23 protein-coding genes and 1 pseudogene are annotated in these 26632 nt (G+C 36.8%); 6 read left to right on the forward strand and 18 right to left on the reverse strand.

The annotated features are described in order from the left end of the window. Nucleotides 1–174: 174 nt before the first annotated feature. The 7 genes from proA to AC4CVF_RS12255 all read right to left on the reverse strand — a co-directional run bounded on the left by proA (nt 175) and on the right by AC4CVF_RS12255 (nt 15180). Nucleotides 175–5337 carry an anti-phage protein ProA gene (proA, locus tag AC4CVF_RS12225; protein ID WP_490789531.1) on the reverse strand — a complete coding sequence of 1721 codons (5163 nt, stop codon included), beginning with the start codon at nt 5335–5337 and terminating at the stop codon, nt 175–177. Between the two features lie 110 nt (nt 5338–5447). Then, nucleotides 5448–7856, reverse strand: a complete 2409-nt coding sequence (blp2, locus tag AC4CVF_RS12230; protein ID WP_490789532.1) for an Ig-like repeat protein Blp2 — start codon at nt 7854–7856, stop codon at nt 5448–5450. A 198-nt stretch (nt 7857–8054) separates the two neighbouring features. Further along, entirely contained in the window at nt 8055–8453 is a 399-nt protein-coding gene (locus AC4CVF_RS12235) for a GFA family protein (protein WP_336954535.1), read from the reverse strand. Between the two features lie 59 nt (nt 8454–8512). Further along, nucleotides 8513–9037 (reverse strand): hypothetical protein, encoded by a 525-nt coding sequence (locus AC4CVF_RS12240; RefSeq protein WP_490789533.1) that lies wholly within the window; start codon nt 9035–9037, stop codon nt 8513–8515. Between the two features lie 29 nt (nt 9038–9066). Then, complete coding sequence (locus tag AC4CVF_RS12245; protein ID WP_336954532.1) at nt 9067–9849, reverse strand: lysophospholipid acyltransferase family protein; 783 nt, start codon at nt 9847–9849, stop codon at nt 9067–9069. A 188-nt stretch (nt 9850–10037) separates the two neighbouring features. Beyond that, nucleotides 10038–11153, reverse strand: coding sequence for a beta-ketoacyl-ACP synthase III (locus AC4CVF_RS12250; RefSeq protein WP_004721819.1), 1116 nt, complete (start codon nt 11151–11153; stop codon nt 10038–10040). Between the two features lie 46 nt (nt 11154–11199). After that, nucleotides 11200–15180 (reverse strand): DUF3418 domain-containing protein, encoded by a 3981-nt coding sequence (locus tag AC4CVF_RS12255; protein WP_490789534.1) that lies wholly within the window; start codon nt 15178–15180, stop codon nt 11200–11202. A 618-nt stretch (nt 15181–15798) separates the two neighbouring features. Between AC4CVF_RS12255 and ahpC the strand changes: the two genes are divergently transcribed. Continuing rightward, on the forward strand, nt 15799–16362 hold the full coding sequence (gene ahpC, locus AC4CVF_RS12260) for an alkyl hydroperoxide reductase subunit C (protein ID WP_004721823.1): 564 nt from the start codon (nt 15799–15801) through the stop codon (nt 16360–16362). A 99-nt stretch (nt 16363–16461) separates the two neighbouring features. On the opposite strand, the gene AC4CVF_RS12265 is transcribed toward ahpC, so the two are convergent. After that, the gene (locus tag AC4CVF_RS12265; RefSeq protein WP_336954530.1) at nt 16462–16818 is read right to left on the reverse strand and encodes a VOC family protein; all 357 of its coding nucleotides are present in this window, start codon (nt 16816–16818) and stop codon (nt 16462–16464) included. A gap of 100 nt (nt 16819–16918) precedes the next feature. Beyond that, nucleotides 16919–17422: an endonuclease V gene (locus AC4CVF_RS12270; protein WP_490789535.1), complete on the reverse strand. Its 504-nt coding sequence runs from the start codon at nt 17420–17422 to the stop codon at nt 16919–16921. Between the two features lie 221 nt (nt 17423–17643). On the opposite strand from AC4CVF_RS12270, the gene AC4CVF_RS12275 reads away from it, so the two are divergent. After that, nucleotides 17644–17850: a KTSC domain-containing protein gene (locus AC4CVF_RS12275; RefSeq protein ID WP_004721830.1), complete on the forward strand. Its 207-nt coding sequence runs from the start codon at nt 17644–17646 to the stop codon at nt 17848–17850. A gap of 60 nt (nt 17851–17910) precedes the next feature. Here the strand turns inward: AC4CVF_RS12275 and AC4CVF_RS12280 are convergent, their stop codons facing one another. The 4 genes from AC4CVF_RS12280 to AC4CVF_RS12295 form a co-directional block, all read right to left on the reverse strand. After that, the gene (locus AC4CVF_RS12280) at nt 17911–18504 is read right to left on the reverse strand and encodes an O-methyltransferase (protein WP_419820657.1); all 594 of its coding nucleotides are present in this window, start codon (nt 18502–18504) and stop codon (nt 17911–17913) included. 141 nt (nt 18505–18645) lie between these two features. Further along, complete coding sequence (locus AC4CVF_RS12285; protein WP_004721833.1) at nt 18646–18861, reverse strand: DUF1653 domain-containing protein; 216 nt, start codon at nt 18859–18861, stop codon at nt 18646–18648. 98 nt (nt 18862–18959) lie between these two features. Further along, complete coding sequence (locus AC4CVF_RS12290; RefSeq protein WP_490789536.1) at nt 18960–19316, reverse strand: roadblock/LC7 domain-containing protein; 357 nt, start codon at nt 19314–19316, stop codon at nt 18960–18962. A 363-nt stretch (nt 19317–19679) separates the two neighbouring features. Then, entirely contained in the window at nt 19680–20090 is a 411-nt protein-coding gene (locus tag AC4CVF_RS12295) for a roadblock/LC7 domain-containing protein (RefSeq protein ID WP_336954524.1), read from the reverse strand. An 871-nt stretch (nt 20091–20961) separates the two neighbouring features. Here AC4CVF_RS12295 and AC4CVF_RS12300 point away from each other — a divergent pair. From AC4CVF_RS12300 to AC4CVF_RS12310, 3 genes are all read left to right on the forward strand, one after another. Continuing rightward, a complete protein-coding gene (locus tag AC4CVF_RS12300; protein ID WP_151803479.1) occupies nt 20962–21306 on the forward strand; it encodes a hypothetical protein in 345 nt (114 codons plus the stop codon). Nucleotides 21307–21407: 101 nt separating this feature from the next. Continuing rightward, nucleotides 21408–22109, forward strand: coding sequence for a VIT1/CCC1 transporter family protein (locus AC4CVF_RS12305; protein ID WP_490789537.1), 702 nt, complete (start codon nt 21408–21410; stop codon nt 22107–22109). A 130-nt stretch (nt 22110–22239) separates the two neighbouring features. Beyond that, on the forward strand, nt 22240–23283 hold the full coding sequence (locus AC4CVF_RS12310; protein WP_490789538.1) for an NAD(P)H-dependent flavin oxidoreductase: 1044 nt from the start codon (nt 22240–22242) through the stop codon (nt 23281–23283). Here the strand turns inward: AC4CVF_RS12310 and AC4CVF_RS12315 are convergent. The 3 genes and pseudogenes from AC4CVF_RS12315 to AC4CVF_RS12325 all read right to left on the reverse strand — a co-directional run. After that, nucleotides 23279–23497 (reverse strand): annotated as a pseudogene (locus AC4CVF_RS12315) (thiolase family protein); the annotation flags it as partial. The gene AC4CVF_RS12310 and the pseudogene AC4CVF_RS12315 overlap by 5 nt on opposite strands. A gap of 13 nt (nt 23498–23510) precedes the next feature. After that, on the reverse strand, nt 23511–24164 hold the full coding sequence (locus tag AC4CVF_RS12320) for a 3-oxoacid CoA-transferase subunit B (protein WP_336954157.1): 654 nt from the start codon (nt 24162–24164) through the stop codon (nt 23511–23513). Between the two features lie 18 nt (nt 24165–24182). After that, nucleotides 24183–24854, reverse strand: coding sequence for a 3-oxoacid CoA-transferase subunit A (locus AC4CVF_RS12325; RefSeq protein WP_419820659.1), 672 nt, complete (start codon nt 24852–24854; stop codon nt 24183–24185). 162 nt (nt 24855–25016) lie between these two features. Between AC4CVF_RS12325 and AC4CVF_RS12330 the strand changes: the two genes are divergently transcribed. Next, nucleotides 25017–25382 (forward strand): nuclear transport factor 2 family protein, encoded by a 366-nt coding sequence (locus tag AC4CVF_RS12330; protein ID WP_419328693.1) that lies wholly within the window; start codon nt 25017–25019, stop codon nt 25380–25382. A 32-nt stretch (nt 25383–25414) separates the two neighbouring features. Here the strand turns inward: AC4CVF_RS12330 and AC4CVF_RS12335 are convergent, their stop codons facing one another. Then, nucleotides 25415–25750 carry a Rieske (2Fe-2S) protein gene (locus AC4CVF_RS12335; RefSeq protein ID WP_490789539.1) on the reverse strand — a complete coding sequence of 112 codons (336 nt, stop codon included), beginning with the start codon at nt 25748–25750 and terminating at the stop codon, nt 25415–25417. Between the two features lie 2 nt (nt 25751–25752). Beyond that, nucleotides 25753–26604, reverse strand: coding sequence for a dioxygenase family protein (locus AC4CVF_RS12340; protein ID WP_419328690.1), 852 nt, complete (start codon nt 26602–26604; stop codon nt 25753–25755). Between the last annotated feature and the right edge of the window lie 28 nt (nt 26605–26632).

A 26632-nucleotide genomic window follows, 5' to 3' on the forward strand; every position in this document is an offset into this window, starting at 1 on the left:
GGGAATATAGAGATATACCTGAAATTGGGTATTTTATATGTATAAGTTCACGTTTTAGATAAAAATAAAAACGCTGAATGAAATTATTCAGCGTTTATTGGAAAGCACTATGCATCAAATTTAAGCCAAACAAGCACTATAAAATCCGATTTCACAAACACCTACTAAAAACAATTAAGACATTTTATTGACCAAAGCTTCTAATTGACGATGTAACTTTTCAAGATTTCCTCTTGGATCAAGCCACCACTCTACAGTCCATAATTGTAATATATGCCAACCTAAACCTTTTAAAACTGTTGGGCGCAGTTGATCACGATCTCGTGCGGTTGCAGCCTTGGCATAATCATCACCATCTACAAGGATGCCCGTTAAATACTGCCCTACAATTTTAGGATCTTGAATTGCAAGATCAATCCGACCTTCTCCACTCCCCACAGCTAAGTCTACTTTCCAACCTAACCGCTCTAATTGAGTTTGCAAATACAACATCAGCTCATCTTTAGATTTTTCTTTTCCAACAGACTGTGCGTAATAAGCCATCTGCCCAGTTTGTGCAAAGCTAAGGAAATCTTTTAAATCCCGTACACCTTCACTACTGGTTCGCGAGAGATCAATCTGTTCTGGACGAAGTGTAGAAAAAACATGCAAACCCTGACGTGCACGAGTAATCGCAACATTTAAACGGCGCTGTCCACCTTGACGATTTAAAGCACCAAAATTCATCAACAATTTACCGTTTTGATCTGCAGCATAAGTGATTGAGAATATAATCAGATCTCTTTCATCACCTTGTACATTTTCCAAGTTCTTCACAAATAATGGCTCGAAACCCTCTCGGCTTAATTGCTCTAACTCGGGATAATTTGCCAATTCATTGTCTAACAAATCTTCAATCAGTTTTTGCTGGGTAATATTAAATGTCACCACACCAACTGTTTGTTTAACCTCAGCCGTGAGTTGAGTCGTTAAATGCTGGATAATAAATTGCACAATCGCTTGTGCCTCTGCCTTATTGGTACGGGTATCACCTTTATCATAAACCCCTTGAACTGGGTGTAATTGAATTGCACTATCCCGAGCCACAGGTGCCGGGAACGTCAATAATTCACCCTTATAATATTTTTGATTACTAAACTGAATTAAGCTTTCATAACGACTACGATAATGCCAATTGAGCACCAATTCTGGCAATTGTGCGGCCAAGCATTCATCCAGAATACTTTCCAAATCTTCGGTAACATCCTCATCGATCGCTTCAGAATCGCCTTTTCCAAAGAAACTGGTTGGTGGCATTTGTTTATTATCACCCACAACAATCGATTGTTTGCCCCGAGCCAAAGCACCTATCGCATCCCAAACAGGAATCTGTGATGCCTCATCGAAGATCACCACATCAAACTTAGACTCAGGATCTAGATATTGAGCGACTGAAAGTGGACTCATTAACATACACGGTTTTAAACCTGTAATCACATCGGGAATTTGCTTAATTAATTCACGTACGGGTATATGCCGACGCTTTTTGCCCAACTCTTTATTGAGTAAAGCCCATTGTTTTTTAAACATTTCAGGGTTTTCAAAGATTTTATACCAACGACGGGTAATTTCCTCACTGGCAAACTGTTGATGTTCCCGATCCTGCTGCGAAAATTTCTGAATTTTTTGCTGCTGCAATTCACCATTAAACTGGTTGAGCTCAGGATGTTGACTAAACTGCTGAATAATCCATTGCCGAGCAAGATTAATATCAATTAACAATATCACATATTCTTGTCTTAACTTTTGAGCAGCATATTGCACGTTTGCTTCGGATGGCTGATGTTGTAAAAACTCGCTGAAACTTGCTAAACCCTGTTGTTTAAGTTCAGTTTTTAAACCTTGCCAATTTAGCCAATGGCGCCACTCACTTATCACAGTTTGTAATTGCCGTTGACGTGCAATAATTTCAGCAAAAGTGATCATTGAATAGCCTTCTAAGTGTTCAGTTTGAAGCTGTTGATCGCTTAAAAGCTGGCTATATATTTTTTTTAATTCATCTACATATTGGGTGATTTTCCCCAAATCGTGCTGGCTTGCAAAACTCACTGCCTGCTGAATCACTGAAATTTGACTCATACGTTCTGAGAGTTGTTGTTTCAGTTGCGTCCATGCGATCGAAATATTTTCAAACTGTACCCAATCTGTCTTTTCAGCTTGCCAATAAGATTCCAAACGGTCTTTCAGCTGATTTTCAATGCTCTGGAATTGCTGCTGATAATTTTGAATATTGATCAGGATTGGCAAGTCATTTTCAACCACCATCGTTGATGGACGTTGTTTCTCCGTCTGATAACTCCGAATTAAATTTCTCAGCTGGTATTTTCCAAACCAAGACCAAGGCCAAAATTTGGCAAAAGCTTCACGCCATTTAAATTCGATTTGTTTTAATTCAGCTTGGTAAATAGACGCATCATAATTAAAAATTAAGCGTGTACGGTTTTGCTGTATTTCTGTGCAAATCGCTTTTGCTTCAGAAATTTGTCGTATATCTATCGCATCAACAATTTTTAATAATTTCAAATCATGCTGCTGAGCGAAATTAAACAATATCTGATAAATATCGAGATCTTTTTGTAGTTGCTGTAGATTTTCCGCACGGGGAAATTGGCAACACTCTTGCCAAGCTTGTACTGAAAAATGCAACTGTGGAATCAGTTCAGCTAAACGTTGTTGTTGCTGTTGGTACTGATCTTGCCATAACAAATTCCAAATATTCTGCGGGCTTCCCTCTGCAAATCCCTTAAGTATCTCAAAAGAGGATGGGGAAATTTGTTGATATTGTAAAAATGCTTTTGTACTGAGCGCTTTTAACTGGTTGCGAGATTGTTCAGTTAACTGCTGAATGTTAAGTTCAAATCGTAAGTTGTCTAAATCCCGATGTAGCAGCTCATCACTCATGGCATCAAATAAACTCCAACCAATCGGATGCTGTTGATGTAAAATATGCACATGCTGATTTAACTCATCGCGGCTTTCCACCAGTTGCTGAGAAAGCAATTGCCACGCTTGCTGGGTTTGCTTTTGCTGAACAGCATAAGGATTATTGTTATTTTCGGCACGTTCACGAAGTTGATCTAAAACTTCTATTTTTTGCGCTTTTGCAGAATGTAATTGTAGACATAAATCGCCTAATCCAATCTGGTTTAAACGACGGTAAACCACATCTAAGGCCGCCATTTTTTCTGAAACAAATAATACTGATTTTCCATCTGCTAAACATTGCGCCACCATATTGGTAATCGTTTGAGATTTACCCGTACCTGGCGGTCCAGAAAGTACAAATGTTCGTCCCAATGCAGCTGACATTACCGCAGCAAGTTGCGAGGAGTCAGACGACAAGGGCGTGAATAATTGCTGAGGTTGATAGTTTTTATCGAGTTCGACTGGATGTGGAAAAGCCTCTTGTTTTTTAAATGGTTCCCGTGGTGTTTCAATCAGATGATTGACCACAGCCTGTTCTTTTAGCTGTTGCATACGTAAAGATAGATCACGCCACATCAGATATTTTGAAAATGAAAACTGACCAATTGCTGCTTCTGCAGTGACTTCCCATCCTCGCATATTAACCACCGCACGGCGTACAATTTGTAATACAGCATTCACATCCACACTAGATTCATCTATTGGCAATGGATCTAAGCCACTCATTTCGAGCTCAAAGTCTTGTCTTAATAACTGCAATAAAGTTGAATTAAAGCGTGGCTCATCATCATACATCCATAACCGATAACCAGACTTAGCAGATTCGCGCGTCATTCTTACAGGAATCAATAATAATGGTGCTTTAAAGCTTCTTTGAGCTTTCTCTGACTCTTTCCATTGCAAAAATCCAATGGCTAAAAATAATGTATTTGCTCCACCTTCCTCTAATGCCGTCCGTGAAGCCCGATAAACTTCAACCAAGCGTTTATTTAAGGTTTCACTATCTAGACCACTAAATAATAGCTGTCGATGCAAATTTTCATCAATATAGTGTTGTACATGATCAGCTTCATTCTCACGTGTCACATTTTTTAAAGAAATATGCTCAATACTATGGAAGAAAAACCCTTTATTTTCTGCTAAAGCATCTTCCAAAGAGGCTAAGGTTTTCTCAGAACATTGCAAGGGAATGCTTAGGCGATTATCTTTAAAGTTTAATAATTTATTTCTTAAACTTAAATCCAATAAACGCCTTAGCCAACGCTGTACGCGGGTTGCAACATTTTCACTTTCATCATAACTAGCATACTCAGGCAATGAGGATTGTGTCCAAGTAATCTCATTATCATCAAGATTTTTTCTGACATCCAACTGCAAAGAAATCGGACGCACTCCACGTAAACGACTTTGTCGAATATCAATTGCAACATAAAACTGTTCAGTTTTTTCAGGTACTTGTAAAAAGCACTGAGCAGATTCTATCGCTTGCTTTAAACTATTTTTTGAGGTCAGCAGTGTGGTTTCAACAAACGTAATTGCACCGAGTTCCATACATTTACGTAATGTTTGCAGATCATCAATCAAAATGTCGACGAGTGGTGTTTCATGTAGCCAAATTCCCAAAAAGCTGTGCCCCTGAATCAACATAACAATCGGATCAAGTCCGATTTGTTCCAGCAATGAACTGAGCAACATCGTACTGTCTAGGCAACATGCCATTTTTTCTTCTAAAATTTGTTTGGCAAAGCGAATCCGTTGCCCTTGTTGAATATAACTTGCAGGATTTACAATATAGCGTAAATCCTGTTCATTTAATGCCTGCCAAATCGCATTGACTTGCTGTAAAACATGTTCAGGATTTTTATCTGAATAACCATTTAAACTGCCAAGATTCTTTTCAAACAGTACTTCACTGGCACGTTTTAAAATAGGTACTAACGAAGCAGCATTAGGTTGTGAAAAACATGCCAATAGTTCAAGCGGTTGTTTTTCTCCACCCCAAGTATCGACAGTTAGAACTTGAATTTCTTGTTGATGCTCTGCCAATAAATTATCTTCTAAATCCAACCATTTAAAGCTTATGTTTACTTTTATATTTTCAGATAAATTTAATAGAAAATGAATATCAAAATTCAGTTTAGGATTATTGATTTGGGTACTTTGTTGTTCATCCAACATCCCGATATGGATTTCTTTTCTTTGAATAAATTCAGGATTCGCTTGAATAATAAGCTTACTTCTAGGAAGTAACTTACTGCTAGTTAAAGAAATACTGCGAATTAAAGGGATAGCATTCTGCTGAAAGACAAAATTTAAACTTGCGCTAGCATCGATAAAGATTTGGAATTGATTTTGTTCAACAGCATCTGACATAAAAATTTTAATCCTAGAATTTTTTTTGATTTTGAATACAATCTTTTTACTTTATACCAAATTCATTTCAATAAAAAAGCACCCGTAGGTGCTGATCTGCTTATTTTCAATCAAAAGGTCAGTAATTGTGGGTCAAACAAGTCTTTGATCATATCAGATTGCAATACCGCTATATCTTGAGCTGATAGATTTTCGACTTTATTGAAAGCAACCAATGCAGTACTTTTAGCATCATCGACAATGGCTGTAGTGCTTTGATCAATTGTTCGAGCAAGCACGTCATCAATTTGATTTGTAGTTAAATCATTGACAGAAGTATTTACCAACAATTCATCGACTGACAAGCCCATGCTTTCATGAGAATTAGTATTGGTGTCTGTCTTGATATTTTCAAGCACATCTTGCAGTACAGTGTTTATACTTGTACTGAGGGTAGTTGAACTGCCAGCAATAGGCTTATGATCTAAATCTGAAACATTTGAATGGAGCAACGAGAATTGATTTTCTATGGGTGATGATTGATCGAGTACTTGAGCCCTACTTTCTGGTTCAGAATTTAAAATACCTAATCCAATAGCATCAGTACTTTTAGCTGAATCAATATTCGAATCAGCTAAATCAGCATGAAAAGCTGACGTTTCATCAAAAACTGCCATTTTTGTGGCGATTTCTATTACAGTAAATGTTCGTGCATCACTTACTAAACTGGTATTCCCTGCTTTATCCGTTTGTAGAGTGGTAATACTGTGACTTCCCAGAGTTAAATCATAAGCAAAACTAAATGACCATTTACTATCTGCACCAACTGTGACCTTTCCTACCGCCTGATTATTGTCATAAATAATTAAAGTTGCTCCAACTTCTCCTGTTCCTGAAATCACAGGCCGCTTGTCATCTGTAGTCCCATTTGCTGCAACAGAACCTACAGTTGTCCCAACATCATCAACCACATCTGTGATTTTTGGACTTGCAGGCGCAGTTACATCTTTGGTTCCTGTTACAGATGTAAGCGCTGACTGATTTCCAGCTGCATCTGTTGCATATACACTACCGACTTTTGCTTCAGTCAATGCTGTCGAAAGCGTAACAGAATAATTTCCGTTTGCATCTGTTGTTGCTGTGCCTAATAATTTATTTGCACTGTCATAAACTGAAATTTTGGAATTTGCTTCAGCGGTACCCGTGATCACAGTTCCTTCAGCATTTAAATTGGCCACGGGTTTATCTGGTGCTAAAACATCTTGTCCAGCTTTAATTTCTACAGCACTCGACTTATTTCCTGCAGCATCTTCAATTATAATTTTGCCAGTCTTGCTTGCATCTAAAGCAGGAGAAATGGTGATATTGAATTTGCCATTGGCGTCTACAACACCTGTTGCAATCACCGTACCTGTTGAATCTTGAATGATCACTTTAGCATTTGCTTCTGCGGTTCCATGTATTGAAGATCCATCTTTAGATACATCAAACTTAGGTTGATCAGGTGCTATAGTATCTTTACCGACTTCAATATTATGTTTTTCTGATTTATTACCAGATGCATCAATCGCTTCGACTGTACCAATCTGGCCTGTGGTTAAAGCAGGAGAAATAGCAACAGAAAATTGTCCCTGTGCATTGGCTTTTGCAGTACCAATCAGTTGACCCGCTGGATCATACACATTAATTATGGCATTCGCTTCTGCTTTACCAGTAACAATATTTCCTTGCTCATTTAACTGCCCCTGAGGCTCATTGGGTGCAATAGTATCTTTAGTACCCACAACCGAGGTATAGGTTGAAGCATTTCCAGCTTTGTCTTTTGCATTGATATAATAAGTATTATTGTTCAGCAAAGCCTCCGGCAGTGTCAATGAATAATTTCCATCTTTATCTACCACTGCTGTAGCAATCACTTTCTGGTTTTTATCAATTACATAAATAGTCGCACCCGCTTCAGCCGTACCCTTAATTTCAGTACCTTCTGGATTTAATGTTGCAGTCGGCGTTTTCGGTGCAATAATGTCAGTAACCCCCTTTGATTGATTACTTCCACCATCATCAATCAATGCCAAACCTAAACCAATTGCAGAAACAAGACCGACACCTGCTTTCACTGCGCTTGAAGAAAATAAATTTGAAAATGAAAACTCAGGTGTTGAATCTTCATAAGCAGAGATTTGTTGAACACCCGCAGTATTGGTACCTTCATAGAGTAAAGTGTCAAGTTTTTGCAAACCGCTATAGTCTGTAAAGTTTCCATTATCATCAAAGTGAGCAAGTGAGAAACTTCCATCCGCTTTAGGGAAAGTTAAAGAATGGGTTGTAGTTGCATTGGTTTGAAAAAATCCCTCTAAAACAATTTGCTCACCATTATTTAAACTAATAATCAGCTTATCACCTAATCGCTCTAGTGTTTTCACATCTTGTTGTGTGACACCAATTTGAATAATAGCAGGTTGATTTAAACTGACTGTTTTTGCTTGAGAATCCTGTAGTAATATTTTGTCTTGTTTTGCAGCGACGACTATTCTTGTCATTTATACCTTCTATTGATTTAAAATGTATTTTTTGAAAATTATACAGAAGGTATTTATATATACAAACGACTTAAACTAATTTCTGAATTATTTATAAAAATATAAAATTCAGATACTTAAAAAAGTAAGATAGCGCACAAAATCTTATTTAAACAATAAATATCCAGCATTCTTACTTTTGAAATATAACTTCACTATTTAGCAAATCGCTTGGACAAATTGTGGCGCAGTATCCAAAATTTCAAACCAAGCAGCTTTGTTATCGGTAAATGCATGTGAAACAATCTTGCCTTGAACAGGCTCATTTACAATACCTACACGTAATCTAACTACTTCTGGTAAGTCTAGACGCGCACTAAATAATGGGGATGCACATCTTTTACAGAAGGTTCGTTTTTTATTTTCAGTGGCATAATATTCTTGAAATAGTGCCTGTCCTTGAACAATCTCTAAATCTTGAGTCTGAATAGGAGCAATCGCCACAAATGCAGAGCCTTGAGCTTTTTGGCATTGCTGACAATGACAAACAAATATTTGAGGGATTTCACTATGAATTTTCAGTTGAATACCACCACAAAGACAAGAAGCTGTATACATTTTTATTCCTTTATATTGTGAGTAAACACATTTTATCGAGCAATTTTAACACTTATAACTTATAAATAATCAAATGGATAATGTGAAAAAAGTTCAGGATGGATACGATTTACAGTATCTTGAAATTGCTCCAATCCAATCGTAGACAATGGTTTTTTATCCAAGTGCTGATCCATTGCTTGCAGAAGTAAAGCAAATTGTAAAAATTGGAAAAAGTTGACTTGCATTGACTGGAACTGATCATGCTTTAAACTCTCATCGAAATCCATGCCTAAATCATGATTATAGAATAAAATATCAAAACTATTGCGATCTAAAAACCATTCATCACCTTGCCCTGTACGACCAATTTTCCATAGTTGTTGGGATAATTTTTCCACATGCTCTGCGAAATACTGGTTTTCCTTTATCGCAGTTTCATAGCCAAATAAATCAATATCAGGGGTAATTTCAGTATCGCCACACTGTTGTAAAAATTCAAGATAATGAGGATCTGAAAGAAAAGTCACAGTACTTTGAATGGGTTGAGTTCGCGGATTTAATAGCTGAAGTATCTGTTTAAAATTGGTTTGCAGTTCAAACATTATTGCGCTCTCAAAGATTGTTTTTTGTTCTAAGTTTTTTGTTCTAGATCATCTGCTCGATAGGACTTTAAGGCCTCAATTTCAGTATAAATACTCGCTTGCAATTGATCACGAAATACAATCATATCATCCATGCTCCCAATCTGTTCAATAGATAACCGTGGCATAAATTTGAAATAGAAAGGAATCCGCTTTGGAATAATATGCTTTGGAATCGAAGGAATAACCTCACCCTGTCTAAGCAATGAACCTATTTTGGGATTTGATAATATTTTATTAAACCATTTTTGTTTGAGCAGAATATTTACATCGAAAGCCAAATCAAAAACTTCATCACCACCTAAAGCCACAAAAGGAGCTATTTCATAACCAAATTCCTGAGCCAACTTTAAGAAACCAAAGCGTTGCTTCCAGATCAATTGATAAGCTTCACCTTTGCGTTTAATAACTTCTCGACCACCTCCTGGAAAAACCAAAATCGAATAGCCTTGTCGCATCGCTTCTTTGGCATATTCTTGTACGCCATCAACCCCACCGACACGTTTAACTACCTCTTTCCAAATCGGAATATGAAAATGGATATGATCAGCTAAACTAACCACAGCGATTTTATGCTCTGTAAATAAATAATCAATCAGAATCGGAGAATCTAAAACACCATAGATGGTGTGATTACCGACATACATGGCTGGTTTATTCGGTACTAAATTTTCAGTACCTAAAAATGTTGGACGAAAGTAAAAGCGCTGTAAGCTGCTTATTAATCGAATTAGTTTAGCGTTGTGGCGTATTTTCAAGGTTTTTTCAGTCATGTTGTATCTCTACAAAATACTTTTCAACATTTTTTGATCTTACCATTAAGTGTATGACTGCTCCTTTTTCAGGGAAGAGCTTTGAACAAATAAAATAAGTTAAATTTTGGATAATCCCCCCTTCTTTTCAAAGTAGCTGAACTATGCTTTTAGCGACGCAAGGGGGGGAGATTTTATAAAATTATGATTTAAGCAACGTGCTTTTGTACAAGAATTGAACCCACAGAATAACCTGCACCAAATGAACATAGCACACCATATTCACCATCATTCACCTGATCCGCACTACGATGTAATGCAATGATCACACCTGCTGAAGACGTATTGGCAAACTCATCTAAAATGATTGGTACCAAATCAGGATCTGCTTCTGCAACTTCTTTGCCGACAATGAGTTTTAAAATTAATTCATTCATATTGGCATTGGCTTGATGTAGCCAAAAACGTTTTACATTTTCAGGTTGAATACTGTTCTTTTCCAATTGTGTGGAAATAATTTTCGCAACCAATGGACACACTTCTTTAAATACTTTGCGACCATCTTGACGAAATTGCTTATCATCACGAGAAGTTAATTCTGAACCATTTAAGAAACCAAAATTATTTCGGATGTTATTGGAGAATTGGGTAAACAAATGGGTATCTACGATTTCAAACCCTGTTTTGCTATCCGTTTCTTCAATAATTGAAGCTGTTGCAACATCGCCAAAAATAAAATGGCAGTCACGTGAACGATAGTCAGTATGGCCTGAGGTAATTTCCACATTGACCAATAACACACGACGTGCACCCGTTTTTACAGCATCGTAGGCTTGTTTCAAACCAAATGTAGCAGCTGAACACGCCACATTCATGTCGTAGGCATAGCCCTGAATCCCCAATGCAGTTTGAATTTCAATTGCAACAGCAGGATAAGCACGTTGTAAATTTGAACAAGCTAAAATCACCACATCAATGTCTTCTGCAGTTACGCCTGCATTTTCCATCGCTTGTTTTGCCGCAATCACGCCCCACTCAGCTTGGATTGAAAGCTCTTCATCTGAACGTTCTTCTAAACGAGGACGTAAACGATTAATGTCTAGGACACCTGATTTTTCAATCACATAACGACGCTTTACACCTGATGCTTTTTCAATAAATTCTGCACTTGAACCACGACGGGCAACAACTTCACCCGCTTCAATTTTTTCAGCATTTTCACTGTTAAATTGTTCCACATAAGCATTTAAACAATCCACCAATTCTTCATTGGTAATCACTTCTTCAGGATGGTACAAACCTGTACCTGTAATACGGATGCCCATGTAAAACTCCTTTTTAAATTCACAAATATTTCAAATTATTTCTATTCTAACCGATTCCAAGCTTTTCCCATACTTTTTGTATTCTGGTTGACGAAATCGGCATCTTGGTTTTCATTGGTTGAGAAAATAATGAAATACGTAGTTCCTCAACCATGAAGTAGACTTCTTTAACACGGACATCCGACTTAAACTTAAACAGTTTATCCATCCAAGGATCTACTTCTTTAATTGCAGCATCATCACGATTTAGATTATTCGGCAATCGATCTAAACGCAATAACAATGCTTTTAAATAACGAGGATATTCCTGCCAAATATCTGAAGATTTTGAATAAACAAAATTGGATAAGTTCATTAAATCGAGTTGATCCTCAATATCATTCATATTTTTAGCAAATACATCTTGATCCAGCATCAACAATTGCTGGCGTATTTCCTGCCATTGAATATAAATTTCACTGATCAACTTTAATGCTTCCTGACCATAACTTAAAAATGACTTTTTCACATCTGCCATGACTATCGCAAATTCTTCAGCATTAATTGGTAAATCTTGAATTGCCATTTGTAATGTTGCGTACACCAACATTTGCTCAAGTTGTGCTTTATCGCCCAAAGGAGAATATGCCAATGCCAGTGGCTTGGAAATTTGCTTTTTCAATTGACGAATCAAATCCCCCAATTGCATATGAATCAAACGAATTACGCCTTCACGATGCTGTTTAATCGCTTCACTTTGATCATTAAAGGTCTGAATCACAATACCAGAATCATCTTTCAACTCTAACTTAGCAAAGTCTTTGCTTGGAACCAGTGCCTGATATTGTTTAACCACAACCCCAGTTACTTTCTGAGATGCTTCAAATACAAAGCTTTCAGGAAAAGTAGTAAACTCACCTTTTAACTGTTTGACAGGACTGTGTGTTTCAGTTCGACAACGTGCTTTAAGTTCTGCAAGATCACGGCCTTTTTCAATCACGCGACCTTTTTCATCAATTACTTTGATAAATGGAATTAAGAATTGATCAATACGTTCAAAAGAAAAATCTTTATTGGTAATTTGTTCACCACGTAATTGAAATGCCAAAAACTCAAAAATATGCTGACGCAAATGTTGCGCATCGACTGCTTTGATCAATTTATTGGCTGTATCTGGAATCGGCACCAAGTTACGACGTTTATCTTTTGGTAAGGCTTTTAATAAAGCTTCGATTAAATCCAAACGCCAACCCGGAATCCCCCAAGACCAAATATTTTCATCAACTTGAGCTAAGGCCTGTACAGGAATTTTTACAGTTGCGCCATCTTCATCATGACTTGGATCAAAACGATAGCTGGCAGCTAAACGCAATTGTCCATTATGTAAATAATCTGGAAATTGCTGTGTGGTTGGACGATCATTCATCCATAAATCATCATCATCAACAAAAAGATAACGAGGATTCTGCGGTTCTACTGTTGCTCGCCAATCTTCAAAGCTGCGACGGCTGGCAATTTCCGTAGGCACTTTAGCGGCATAAAACTGATAAATGGTTTCTTCATCGACGACTAAATCACGACGACGCAGTTTGTCTTCTACCCGCTCCACTTCTTCAAGCTTTAATAGGTTGTGTTTTAAGAATGGTGGCGTTGTTCCCAAGTTTCCTGTAGTTAGCGCATCTCTTAAGAAAATTTCATGTGCAGCCAACTGGTCCACTTTTTCATAATTGGTGGCACGTTTCGGTTCAATGATCAGTCCAAATAATGAAATCTGATCATAAGCATTGACCACACCCGGTTTTTTCGCCCAATGTGGCTCAAAATAATGATGTTTTAATAAGTTCGGTGCAGCCAAAAGAATCCACTCAGGCTCAATTTTTGCCAGTGTGCGTAAATACACCTGTGAGGTTTCGACCATTTCAAATGCCATTACCCATGGGGTATTGGTTTTATGTAAGGTTGATGCAGGAAAAATTCGGGCTTTTTGCTGACGAACTGCCATGAAAATATTACGTTCGTCAGTTTTATTGGCAATAAAGGACAATAGTCCTGTCAATAAGGCACGGTGTAAATTTTCATAACTGGCCTGCTTTTCATTGAATGAAAGTTTTAAACCTTGTGCTAAATCCAGTAATTGTTCATGAGTTTTCTTCCACTCACGTAAGCGCAACCAGCTAAGAAAATGCTGTTTGGCAAAATTACGTCTTTTGCTTTCACTCAAAGTTTCACGATTTTCAGTCAGTGTATTCCACAGTTTAATATAAAATAGAAAATCTGAATCTGCTTCTTTAAATAATGCATGTTTTTGATCCGCCTGCATTTGCTTATCAGCAGGACGCTCGCGTGGGTCTTGTACTGCAAGCGCAGCAACAATAATCAAAACTTCATTCAGTACCCCAAAATGAGCACCACCAAGAATCATACGTGCAAGGCGTGGGTCTATTGGCATTTTTGCCATTTGTAGACCGATTTTGGTTAAACTGTTATTTTGAAGTTCGGCTTTTTTAGTAGCAGGTTGAGCAAGGTTTTTTGCTTTAGCATCACCTACAGTTCCCTGCTTGGAAACCGCAATTTCATTTTGTGCCATTGCTTGAGGAAGATTATTTGAATTTTGCGCGTCATGGATAGCACCTAATTCAATCAGCAACTTACGCCCATCGTTGACCAAACGATGGTCTGGTGGCTCAATAAAATCAAAATCTTCTACAGCACCTAAACCGAGACTTTGCATCTGTAAAATAACCGATGCTAAATTGGTCCGTTTAATTTCTGGTTCAGTAAAATCTGGACGACTTTGAAAATCATCTTCACTGTATAAGCGAATGCAAACACCTGGTGCAATACGACCACATCGCCCTTTACGCTGATTTGCAGCAGCTTGAGAAATCGCTTCAATCGGTAAACGCTGTACCCGTGAACGATAGTTATAGCGAGAAATACGTGCAAAACCACTGTCGATCACATAACGAATATTCGGTACAGTCAATGCTGTTTCAGCAACGTTTGTCGCGATGATAATACGTCGACCACCACCAGATGGATTAAAGATTTTCTGCTGTTCTGCCAAAGCTAAACGAGCATATAAAGGTAAAATTTGCGTGTGTTTAGGACCAAATTTTTGTAAGGTCTCTTGTAGTTCTCGAATTTCTTGTTCAGTACTTGAGAAAATAAGAATATCCGCATGTTCAGGATGTCCCTTAGACTCAGCATCCTTAAAACATTCTTCTACAGCTTGTACCACTGCGCGTGGTAAATTTTCTTCAAACTCATCAAAGTCATCATCATCACTACCGCCGATCGTCATCTCTGAAATCGGACGATAACGCAGTTCTACTGGAAAGCTACGTCCTTCCACTTCAAAAATTGGTGCACCATTAAAATATTCGCTAAAGCGATTCACATCTAATGTCGCTGAAGTAATAATGATTTTTAAATCAGGGCGCTTTTTGACCAGTTGCTTCAGGTAACCCATGATGAAATCAATATTTAATGAACGCTCATGTGCTTCATCAATAATAATCGTGTCATATTTATTTAAATAACGATCATTAGAAAGTTCAGCAAGTAGAATACCATCCGTCATTAAGCGAACGATCGAATCATTTGATCCTTGCTCATTAAAACGCACTTTAAAACTGATGCTTTCACCCAGCTTTTCACCAACTTCTTCAGCAATTCGTTGCGATACGCTTCGTGCTGCTAGACGACGAGGCTGAGTATGACCAATCATCCCAGTTAAACCACGACCTGCAAGCATTGCAATCTGTGGTAATTGCGTAGTTTTACCAGAACCCGTTTCCCCTGCAACAATAATAATCTGATGCTTCTGAATCGCTTCAATCAGTTTATCTGCATACTGGGTAACCGGTAGATCCTGATTGAGTTTGATTGTCGGTAGACTGGCTAATCTTTTTTTGACTTGATGATTTGATTTCTCAAACAATTCTTGGAATTTTTCAGGATGAGCATCTTTTCCTTTTTTCAGTCGATTTAAACGATGGCGATCTCGTACCATAACCCATTGATCGACATTTAACTGATTTGGCACAGATGCATTATCCTAATACTTAAAATTGAACGGAATATTTTACGCTGTAAAGCACAGGAGAGATAGTCCAATCAAAGTGAATTCACCATTGTGTTATACATGTATTATAAAAATAATATTTAAAAGGTGCTAAAGTTTACTCAACTACGCAACTGTCTGTGGTTGCAAATATTCTTATAGACGTAGATCTGTTGCTATATGATCTACAAAACTAGCTAGCTTGAAGTGATGCCCAAGCACAAAACAGCAGTCCCTGTATCATTTGCTCGATGCACAACATTGAAATGTGATGTAGTTAAAATTCAATTTATCTTATATGAACAAATTCTATACATTGAAATAAATTTTATATCTTTTTTAGAAATCACCCTTGAAATATAGCCCCAGAAGCATCATGTTTGTAACAGATTAAAAAAGGATGCTTTGTCATTCAAACATCATCTTGATTTGCTTTAGTTGATGAAACTCTGACAAAACAACGGTTTTTGGTGAAATGTATCTGGAGCACGTTAATTTGATTTTCCGATCTTAGCGATAAAAAAATACTATTTCCCCAATAATCTAAAATTCATTATTCTAGTTAAATATTAGATAAACACCTCAATCATGGAGATAATGATGAGCTTAATTAATACTGAAGTTAAACCATTTAAAGCACAAGCTTTCCAAAACGGCCAATTCATTGAAGTTACAGAAGCCGATCTTAAAGGTAAATGGTCTGTAGTTTTCTTCTATCCAGCAGACTTCACTTTTGTTTGCCCAACAGAACTTGGTGATCTTGCAGACAACTATGCTGAATTCAAAAAATTAGGCGTTGAAATCTACTCTGTTTCTACAGATACACACTTCACGCACAAAGCTTGGCACGATTCTTCTGAAGAAATCAAAAAAATTGAATATGTAATGGTTGGTGACCCAACTTGGGTTCTTGCTAAAAACTTCGAAGTTTTAATTGAATCTGCTGGTCTTGCTGATCGTGGTACTTTCGTTATCGATCCTGAAGGTAAAATCCAAATCATCGAAATCAATGCTGGTGGTATTGGTCGTGATGCTTCTGAACTTCTTCGTAAAGTTAAAGCAGCTCAATACGTTCACGGTCATCCTGGCGAAGTTTGCCCAGCTAAATGGAAAGAAGGTGATGCAACTCTTGCACCTTCAATCGACTTAGTCGGTAAAATCTAATTCTTGAATTAGATTAAACCCATAAAAAAACCACGCTTTTTAGCGTGGTTTTTTTACATTGGATTTTATGTGCAGGTTTTTGCGTTTATAGATTTTTATTTAATGAGACCAAATTGCAATTTCATATCCGTCTAAATCTTTAAAATGAAAACGACGCCCACCAGGAAAACTAAAGATCTCTTGTACGATAGTTGCTCCTGCCTCTTTCACACACGCTAAGCTTTGTTCTAACTGGATACTATATAAGACAATTAATGCCCCACCAGAACTTTGCACATTGTCAGATTGGGTAAAGCCACCTTTTATCTCCCCTGAATCAAACTCACAATATGCAGGACCAAAGTCAGTAAAAGTCCAGCCTAAGTTTTGATAAAACTTTTTGCTTTGGAGGATGTCTTTCACCTTAAATTCAATATAGTTTATTGAAGTTTTTTGACGAGACGCTGACTGATCCATATATGTTTCACCATAAATTTATAAAATATTTTTTTAATAAAAAAACAAAGCATTAGCATATAAAAAATGCATTTAAACCACTGGATTTAGAATAGCATAATTATTTTTGCGTTGTTTTGCTCAAACGATCAACTTGCTTAAGTAGCTCAGGAATACGGTATTTCCCATACATGGACTGCACATTGTGTTTCGCTTTCGCTAATTCTATTCCGATGGCAGAGACATATAAGGGTTTAACACTTTGTCCACGTAGAATTTCAAATTCCTTTGGCGTTCCCCTAAATTCATTTTTAGCCACTCCAATTACAGGAGTTTTATCAGCTAAGGCAGTATATAAATGCTGTCCTAAACCAACTGTTTGTTCAACACCTAAATAAAAATAGCCATCAATCACAATCATATCAATGGTTTCTTTCACCAAATCCAATAATTTTAAAATACACGGCAATTCACGTTTATAAAATTGACCTGACTCATAGTCAGCAATTGGCTTGATGGTGATAAGGTAATGGTTCAATATACTAGAACTCGTCCAAGACTCAAATACAATGCCAGCAACTTGTGCAGCGTTTTCTGTATAGGCAACATCTATTGCAAGAATCATAATCTATCCCTAAATTATTAAAAAACTCGTTATCTCGTTTAATTATGATTTTTAAGCGTTTATCTTGCAAAAATACGCAATGTCAAAATATGAATAACCTTATCAAAACAATCATTAGGATTTTTACAAAACCACTATACATTTCTTTAAGTGAATAGACTAATTTCAAAAGATACAGAATATTTTTTCTGTAAAACAATCAAAAGTTTAAGGGGTTGCTTATGGGATCTATGATTACCGTGACTTCTTGGAAGTATAATGCTTCTTCACGGTATTTAAAAATTTTTTATAACAATGGTTCTGGTGAACTTTACCATCCCGTACCAGAATTTATATACAATAATTTACTACGATGTAGTGATAAAACAGCATTCGTGCATAAATACCTAGAATATGATTTACATTTTAAAAGGCTTTCAATTTTATAATTTTAGAGCGGCGCTTTTAAAGTAAAGTCAGGGAGATTTCTCCCTGATATAAAAACTGTGTTAGTTTTTTAATGTCACCATAAACAGACCTGACCCGATCGACAAGGTTGTTGTCATAAACCTTTCATCTTGTTTAACTTCTTTGATAAAGCTTTTAACTTCAGCCGCATGTGATATTACGTTATCAACAATCAAAACTCCGCCATGCTCTACAAGCATCTTCTGTAGATATACCCAGTAATTTAAATAAGCATTGCGTTCAGCATCAAGTAAGATAAAATCATATTGTTCCTGACACACTTCCAAATACTTTTGTGCGTCACCTATCCAAAAATCAATCACATCGTCAACTTGTAACTCTTGAGCATGAAGTCGTGCTTGCTGAGTTCTTTTTTCATCGATCTCAAGCGTTGTCACTTTCGCACCAGTCACTTTGGCTGCATCCGCAAGCCACAATGTCGAGTAGCCGGTAGAAGTTCCGATCTCTAAAATTTTCTTAGACTGCTGAATTCTTACTTGCATCGCTAAAAACAATGCTGATTCAGGTTCGATATTTCGATAGCGTTTAATACGATCACACTGTGTGGCATCAAACTTAATAAAGGATTGATATAGTTCATTCAATCGCTGCAAAAATGGGTTGCTTAAACTCATGTTTATATCTTCCTTTTCACTATCATTGTTATTATTTCAATCATTTACGTCATTGCTATGACAATACATAGATTTTGACAAGTAACATCGTTACGGTTTATTACGTGACTTTATCAGCTGGTAAAATCTATCAAGTAAAACTCAAACCTCATGTAAAAATTCAAATCTCGCTTGGACTTGACCATCTTCTAATGTGACTTGCTCACAAAACATTTCATAAGGTCGAACCCAGATTGAATAATCATCATATAAACATTGGTAAACCACAACTTTTTCACGGGTTTCACTATGCGTTGCGACATGAAAGACTTGGTATAAATTACCTTTATAATGTTTATAAATTCCAGCTTTTAACATCTACACTCAACACTCTAAATACGATATCTATGTTATACAGGATAGCCAAAGAAAAAACTCGTCCGAAGACGAGTTTTTTATGCTTTTCAATTTTTAAATTAAGAAAAGTCTAAGCCTTTTTCAAATGCTTTTAACTCGTGACGAGCCATTGCTAAGTTTGATTTAGAACGATCTAAAACCAGATAAAGAAATAAATTTTCATTTGAATCAAGTGGAAGAATCAAGTGATACTGCTTACCTAATGTAATTAAAATATCTTCAATTACATCATCTAATTTTAGTGCTTTTGCAACTTTACGCTTAGCACGAACAACTTCAGTATTACCTGCTGCTGCTAATTCTAAGTCTAAACCTGCACCCGCAGTCGCTAAAGATAAACCACTTTCGCTATCTACTAATGCAGCACAAACGAAACCATCGATATCAGTTAATTGATCTAGTGTGATACGAGCCATGAGCATCCCCGTTGCTTTCAACATTGTTGTTCGTTTTAGCAATTCAATTTTTATTTTGCTTTACTAAAACACTTTACTATATAGCTAAAAATTTTCATTTCTAACTAACATGGATAAATTAGTATTCTTTTTGAATACCCATTTAATTTTATTTGATAATCAATTTTAATTAATTATTTCCACACTCATTTAAATAGCATAAAAAATATTAATTATTCAATAGAAATTTAAAAAATAAATAACTAATTTGACTATTTAAAGCTTTCAAAAAATTCCAAAAAATAACAGCTTCGAAAAAAAATCAGTATAGATCTCATTTTTTAAAAAAATGTGAACCTCATCACATATTTTAAAATAACTTCCCTATATGTTTCTCGTGAGTAATTCAGAAGTAGATTTGAGCTCATATAGGATCTGCCCCAATAAAATATCTTTGTTGGTCATCGCCACTAAAACCAACGGATGCTTTGGATGAGGAATTGCGGTTAATAGCGCTTTTCCATTCTCTGCATCTAAGGTAATTGTTTGACATCCAACAAGATTGATTTCTGAAACAAATGCTGTCACTAAGGCCAAAATCGAACTACTCACTGCAGCAATTTTTCCAGAATTGTTAATATTTTTCTTGTTGGCTAAAGCAATTTCAAAACCATCAGAAGTACACAACATGATGAACTCTACACCACTGACCGAGTTCAAAAGTTGTCTGATTTGTTTTTCAGCATATATGACAAAATCATCGGGTACTTTTCGAGATGTGTTTAGATCAAGCATATTCAAGAAAACCCCATAAATTAATTTGTAAATTAAGCATTTTTAAAAGCCGAAAAACATGTTTTCTAGACTTTTTCTAGTGACAGAATTATTTGATATACTTCACATTTTAGCTCAATTCTATCTGTTTTTATTGGCTTGTAAATATTTTTTTTCAATTTTAATTTATTTTTACAGCACTGATTTTGTCTCCAAAGTTCAAAATTGTCAGATCTAGTACTACTCGTCACTTTTAATCGATTAATATCATAAATTGTATAGATCTTAAACTATGTCTTGATTTAATTTTAACGATAAAACATAGAAACAACTTTTTTATTTTTTCATTAAGTATTTTATTGATACTTGAGTTTTAGATATAAAGCGAGTGTATTCATATTATATTAAACTTTTATTAAAATTATGTTGATCAGTTATTATTCAATATAAGATAAATTGATCTTATAAAAAATTTACATTTTATTTTTTGATTTGGTTATTTTTTGTGTTTATATTTGGATTTGTTGATCATTCCTCTATGTTTGCGACAGTGTGTGTTTTAGATGATACTAGGCACGAAATATGAAATTTAGTCTTTCTAAATGAGTAGTTCGTAACAAGGTAACAGTAAAAAATACACTAGTCCCTGAGCTTCGCCTTGTGCTGCCAATAAAGCAGTGCTTTGTTCTTACTCTGGTTGCAACTAAAATTAGCTCTGTTGGCGTTATGAAACTTAAAAGAGATCCGTTATTCTTTTTTTTTCATCCTTAGTGACTTATACAAGCTTTGCTCAATTTTAGCCTACAACGCAAGCTACTTATGAAATATTAACGAGCCCTTATTTTATCCAACTGCTGGATGCCAAAAATTAATTTAAAAAAGGTACAAGACAATGAATAAACTTCTACTTTCTCTTGGTCTGATTGCAACGATTGCACTTGTTGGTTGTAATAAAGACAAAGCACCTGAAACGGGTGCGACTACAGGTGAACATGCTGCAAATGCCGTAGAACAAGCAAAACATGATGCAGAACACGCGGCTCAAAATGCAGCGGATGCGACTGCTAAAGCTGCGGATAATGCAGCAAATGCAACTGCGACTGCTGTAGATCATGCAGCTGATGCAACTGCCCATGCTGCAGATGCAACTGTTGATGCTGCTAAAGATGCCACTGCAACTGCTGCGGGTGCTGTTGAAAAAGGTGCTGCTGACGTTAAAGAAAAAGCGAGCCAATAGTTTTAATATGAAAAAAAGCTCCTAAATATAGGAGCTTTTTTTCATTTGTCATATATTTACATTATAAATTAATCGACTTTCAGTCACATGGAGTTTTGTTTATGTCTCATTCTCACCACCTAGAACAGCATTTTATACAACGTACAGGCTGGTTAAGAGCAGCCGTCTTAGGTGCAAATGATGGCATTATTTCTGTGACTAGTTTAGTGATGGGAATGGCAGCAAGCGGTGCCTCAAGCCACACCCTGCTGATTACCTGTATTGCAGGATTAATTTCTGGTGCAACCTCAATGGCTGCCGGTGAATATATTTCCGTTAAATCACAGTCAGATATTGAAGCAGCAGATCTAAAAGTAGAAGCTCTAGAATTAGAAAAGAATCCGCACTTAGAGCTCAAAGAACTTACCCACATTTATATTCAACGTGGTTTAGATCCTGAATTGGCGCATAAAGTTGCTGTTCAACTCACAGAAAAAGATGCTTTGGAAGCACATGCACGTGATGAAATTGGGATCAATGAAGCAACTGCTGCAAGACCATTACAGGCTGCTGGTTCTTCTGCATTATCTTTTTCTATTGGTGCATTATTTCCGACATTATCAATTGTGTTTAGCCCGGAAGCATATTTAGAGAAAATTGTTTTAGTTGTCGGTATCTTATCTCTAGTCATACTGGGTGCGTTATCCAGCTATTTTGCTGGTACATCAATACTCAAAGGTAGTTTCCGTGTGGCTGTGTGGGGAATTATCGCAATGGCGTTCTCAAGCTGGATTGGTTCACTGTTCCAAGTCACTCCAATTTAATCTATGTCTTGATAAAATAAGTCGCAACTTAAAGATGTATTTAAATTATATTTTTATAATAAATACCGAACATAATTTGCTAATTTGCAGTCGCTTCGGCAAAGTAACTTAAAACACAAGGAGCTTAAGTATGTCTTTATTAGTACAATTAGGGATAAAACATCCCATATTACTTGCACCAATGGCTGGAGTTTCTACCCCACTATTGGCTGCAGAAGTATCAAATCAAGGGGCTTTAGGTGCTTTAGGACTCGGTGCAAATACACTAGATTCTGCATTAAAACAAATTCATGAAACTCAAGCACTAACACCACATCCTTTTCAATTAAACTTTTTCTGTCATGAATCAGCAGCATTAAACACTGAATCTAATCTGTTATGGAGTCAACATTTAGCAACTGAATTTGAAAAATTTGGTGCAAGCCCACCTACAGAATTAAAATGTATTTACCCTAGCTTTAAAGACAATGATGATTTTTTAAACCTTTGTTTAGACACTCAACCCAAAGCAGTAAGTTTCCACTTTGGCATTCCGCATGAATATCAAATTCAAAAATTAAAACAAGCCGGTATCATCACAATTGTTTCTGCAACCAATCTAACTGAAGCGCTTACTATCGAAGAAGCAGGGATTGATATTATTGTAGCTCAAGGTATCGAAGCAGGTGGACATCGCGGTATTTTTAATGCTCAAATTGATGGCGCAATTAAAACCGCTGATTTAGTCCAACTCATCAAAAAATATAGTTCACTTCCTGTCATTGCAGCAGGTGGTATTATGAATGGGCAACAAGCTAAAACCATGTTAAACCTTGGTGCTGATGCCGTTCAATTGGGAACTGCTTTTGTACAATGTAAATCTTCAAATGCCAATGCAGCATACCGCAAGGCTTTATTTGATCACCCACTCACTCAAATTACTTCAAGCATTTCAGGTCGCCCAGCACGCGGCATCATCAATCATTGGCAAGCGAGGATTGATCAGCCCGACCGTCCACATGTAGCCGCCTACCCTTATGCCTATGATTTAGCTAAACAACTGAATGCTTTAGCTGTTCAACATGGTGATACTGGCTTTGGTGCATTCTGGGCTGGAAGTAATGTTGGACTGATCCGTGAATTAGAAGCTCGAGATCTAGTTAATCAACTGGTTGTAGAAATGAACCATTCATAATGCTGACATGCCCGACATTACGGTTGTCTTCACTGGCCTGATTGGCATAGCCATAAATCACATTATCGACTTGTTGCCAATCTACCGTTGGATTACGTTGTATCAATACTTGAATTGGAATAGTACCGAGGTCATCTGCACGTACTGGCGCAAGACCACCGGCATAACGACCAAATGGAGTACGGATGGCATCTATGATGTAAGCGTTTTTCATGTTGTCTATATCCTTAAGCCGGTATCGCGTCAATCAATGGAGCACCCGTCAAAGCCTGTAATTCTTCAAAGCTCAGACCTGCAACTTTTTCAAGCACTTTTAAACCCTCTGGGGTCACGTCAATCACACATAAGTCAGTATAGATACGATCAACACAATGCTTACCTGTCACAGGATAGCTCAGTTCTTCAACAATCTTAGGTTCACCTTGCTTGGTTACATGGTCTGTGGTGATAAAGACTTTCTTGGCCCCTACAGCCAAATCCATTGCACCACCCACCGCAGGAATCGCATCCGCCGCACCGGTATGCCAATTGGCAAGGTCGCCATTGGCCGCCACTTGGAATGCACCCAATACAGCAATATCCAAATGTCCACCACGCATCATGGCAAAAGAATCACCGTGATGGAAAAACGAGCCACCCGTTAGCATGGTGACATATTCTTTGCCTGCGTTAATCAGCTCAGGATCTTCTTCACCTTTGGCGGGTGGAGGACCAAAAGCCAATAAACCATTTTCAGAATGCAGGAATACATCTTTGTCTGTTGGCAAGTATTTTGAAATCTTGGTCGGTAAACCAATACCTAAATTGACATATGCACCATCGGGAATATCTTGGGCAACACGTTCAGCAATTTGGTCACGGCTTAGTTTTTGGTAGCTCATGTTATTTCTCCTTATTGCTTATTGTGCGGGCTGTACTTGTACAACGTGCTGTACAAAGATACCTGGGGTGATGATGTGCTCGGGATCTAATCCACCTAGCTCAACCACTTCTGAAACTTGTGCAATGGTGACGTCTGCTGCCATCGCCATGATTGGACCAAAGTTACGTGCTGATTTGTTATAAACCAAGTTGCCCCAACAGTCGCCTTGATGTGCTTTAATCAGTGCAAAGTCTGCTTTAATCGGATATTCAAGTACGTAGTCTTTGCCATCGATATGACGTGTTTCTTTGCCATCTGCCAATAATGTGCCAAAGCCTGTTGGGGTAAAGACTGCACCTAAACCCATTCCAGCGGCTTGAATACGACACGCCAGATTGCCTTGCGGTACTACTTCAAGCTCGACCTTTCCAGCACGGTACAGTTCATCAAACACATAAGAGTCTGACTGACGTGGGAAAGAACAGATTACTTTTTTAACTGAACCGGCTTTAAGCAGTTTAGCCAAGCCATAATCACCATTACCGGCGTTATTACTCACAATAGTCAGGTCTTTAATACCCAGTTCAATTAGTCCGTCAATGAGTTCAGCGGGTTGTCCTGCGGTACCAAACCCACCAATCAGGATGGTTGTGCCATCTTTAATCTGCGATAAAACCTCGGTAAGTGAAGCCTCACTTTTATTTATCATAGCCAATCCATTATTCTAAAATTATTATGCTTTATTGTAGATTATTCAAATAAAAAGATAGCTTATAAAACTGCAAATACAATGTTCTGTAATTTAGAACAATTGAACACCCTTAAACTTAATATCATGAGGGGACTAATAATTTTAAGGGATGAAGAATTTATGGAAATGCAAATTAGACAAATAGAGAAAAAGCGCTTTGATAGCTTAATTGATAAACACTATGAAAAATTTGCGAATATGTGCGATACAAATCTTCGATATGTACATACCAGCGGTACAGTTGATGATTTAGCAACTTTTATAACAAAGCTCAAAGCCGGTTATTATGATTATCAACATATTGAATATGATATTGATACTGTTGTAGAGATGCAGGACTGCGTAATTGTTACTGCTAATTTTTATGCAAAGCTTTTAATTAATCAACAACCTAGAAAATTACAGAACCGAGCATTATCAGTATGGAAAAAAGAACATAAAGAACTAAAATTAATGATGTATCAGGCAACACCTTTTAGTTCCTAATTCAATAATAAAACGTTAGTCTCAAGCAGAGGCTAACGTTTTAGAAAAACTGCCCCATCTTTTACTTCAACTTTTACCAACGTCAAAGAGTGACCTTTGCAGGGACCATCAACACACAATCCAGTAGTTATATCAAACATCGCTGAGTGATGCGCACACATAATTAATTTATTTTTATAAGTACTGAATACACCTGTTTTATAATCTAACTGAACAGAAAAATGAGGACAGATATTTTCATAAGCATAAAATTTATCTCCACCTTTAATCACAATAATACTTTTTTTAAGATCGTCAGGATGCGCCACTCTTAGACAAATTTCTTGAAAAAAATCAGAATTTTCACAGGGTTTAATTAAATTTTTCATAATTACTCTGCTGAAAGAACAAAGTCATATGTGATCAGGTAGTAGTCTCTATCAAGGCCATATAAAACTTTGCTTTCCTCATCCAACTTTGTGAATTGATAACTGACAATTAAACGATCTTTTACACCAAATACGGCATCATTATTTAAATAGTCATCATTTGCTAAAAAAAGATGAGTTATAAGTGACTGATATCCATCTGCAACAATTTTAAAATGGATATGCGCAGGTCTCCAAAAAGTACGCTTAGCATAATTCAGAAGTTGCCCTACTGTACCATCTGACGGGATTTGATAACTTACAGGCAAAATAGACTTAATGGCATATGAGCCATTTAATTGACTAATAAATATACCCCGTAAATTGTCAATCTGTTGCATAGCATCTTGCCCCGAATACATCCCATTATCCGCGGTTTGCCAAACATCTATATAAGCATTAGAAATAGCTTTACCATACTCATTTCTGATCTGACCAGTAATTAACAAAGGAATAGTTTGCTCTTCACCCTCAACCACGATGCTATCAGCAAATTGACGAACTGGCATATTCTCAATAAAAAAGGGGCCAAAAACTGTTGAAGGAGTTTGTATTTCATTCTTCTGGTGATTGATCTGATCAACCAGCATAGAAATACCAAGTACGTCCGAAAGTAAAATATATTCCTGACGCTGTTCATGACAAAGTTGTCCAGTTATAGTTAAGAATTGAATTGCATGAAGCCACTCATCTTCTGTTAATTGCACTTCATTAATATAGTCATGCAATTTCTCAACTAAGGCAGTAATTAAAGTACGATGACGTGCATTATCAATATTTTGAAAGCTTTGAATAGCTTGTGTTGTTACACTCATAATAAATTCCTTTTTGGCAGCACAACTC

Source organism: Acinetobacter sp. LipI_19, assembly GCF_058242925.1.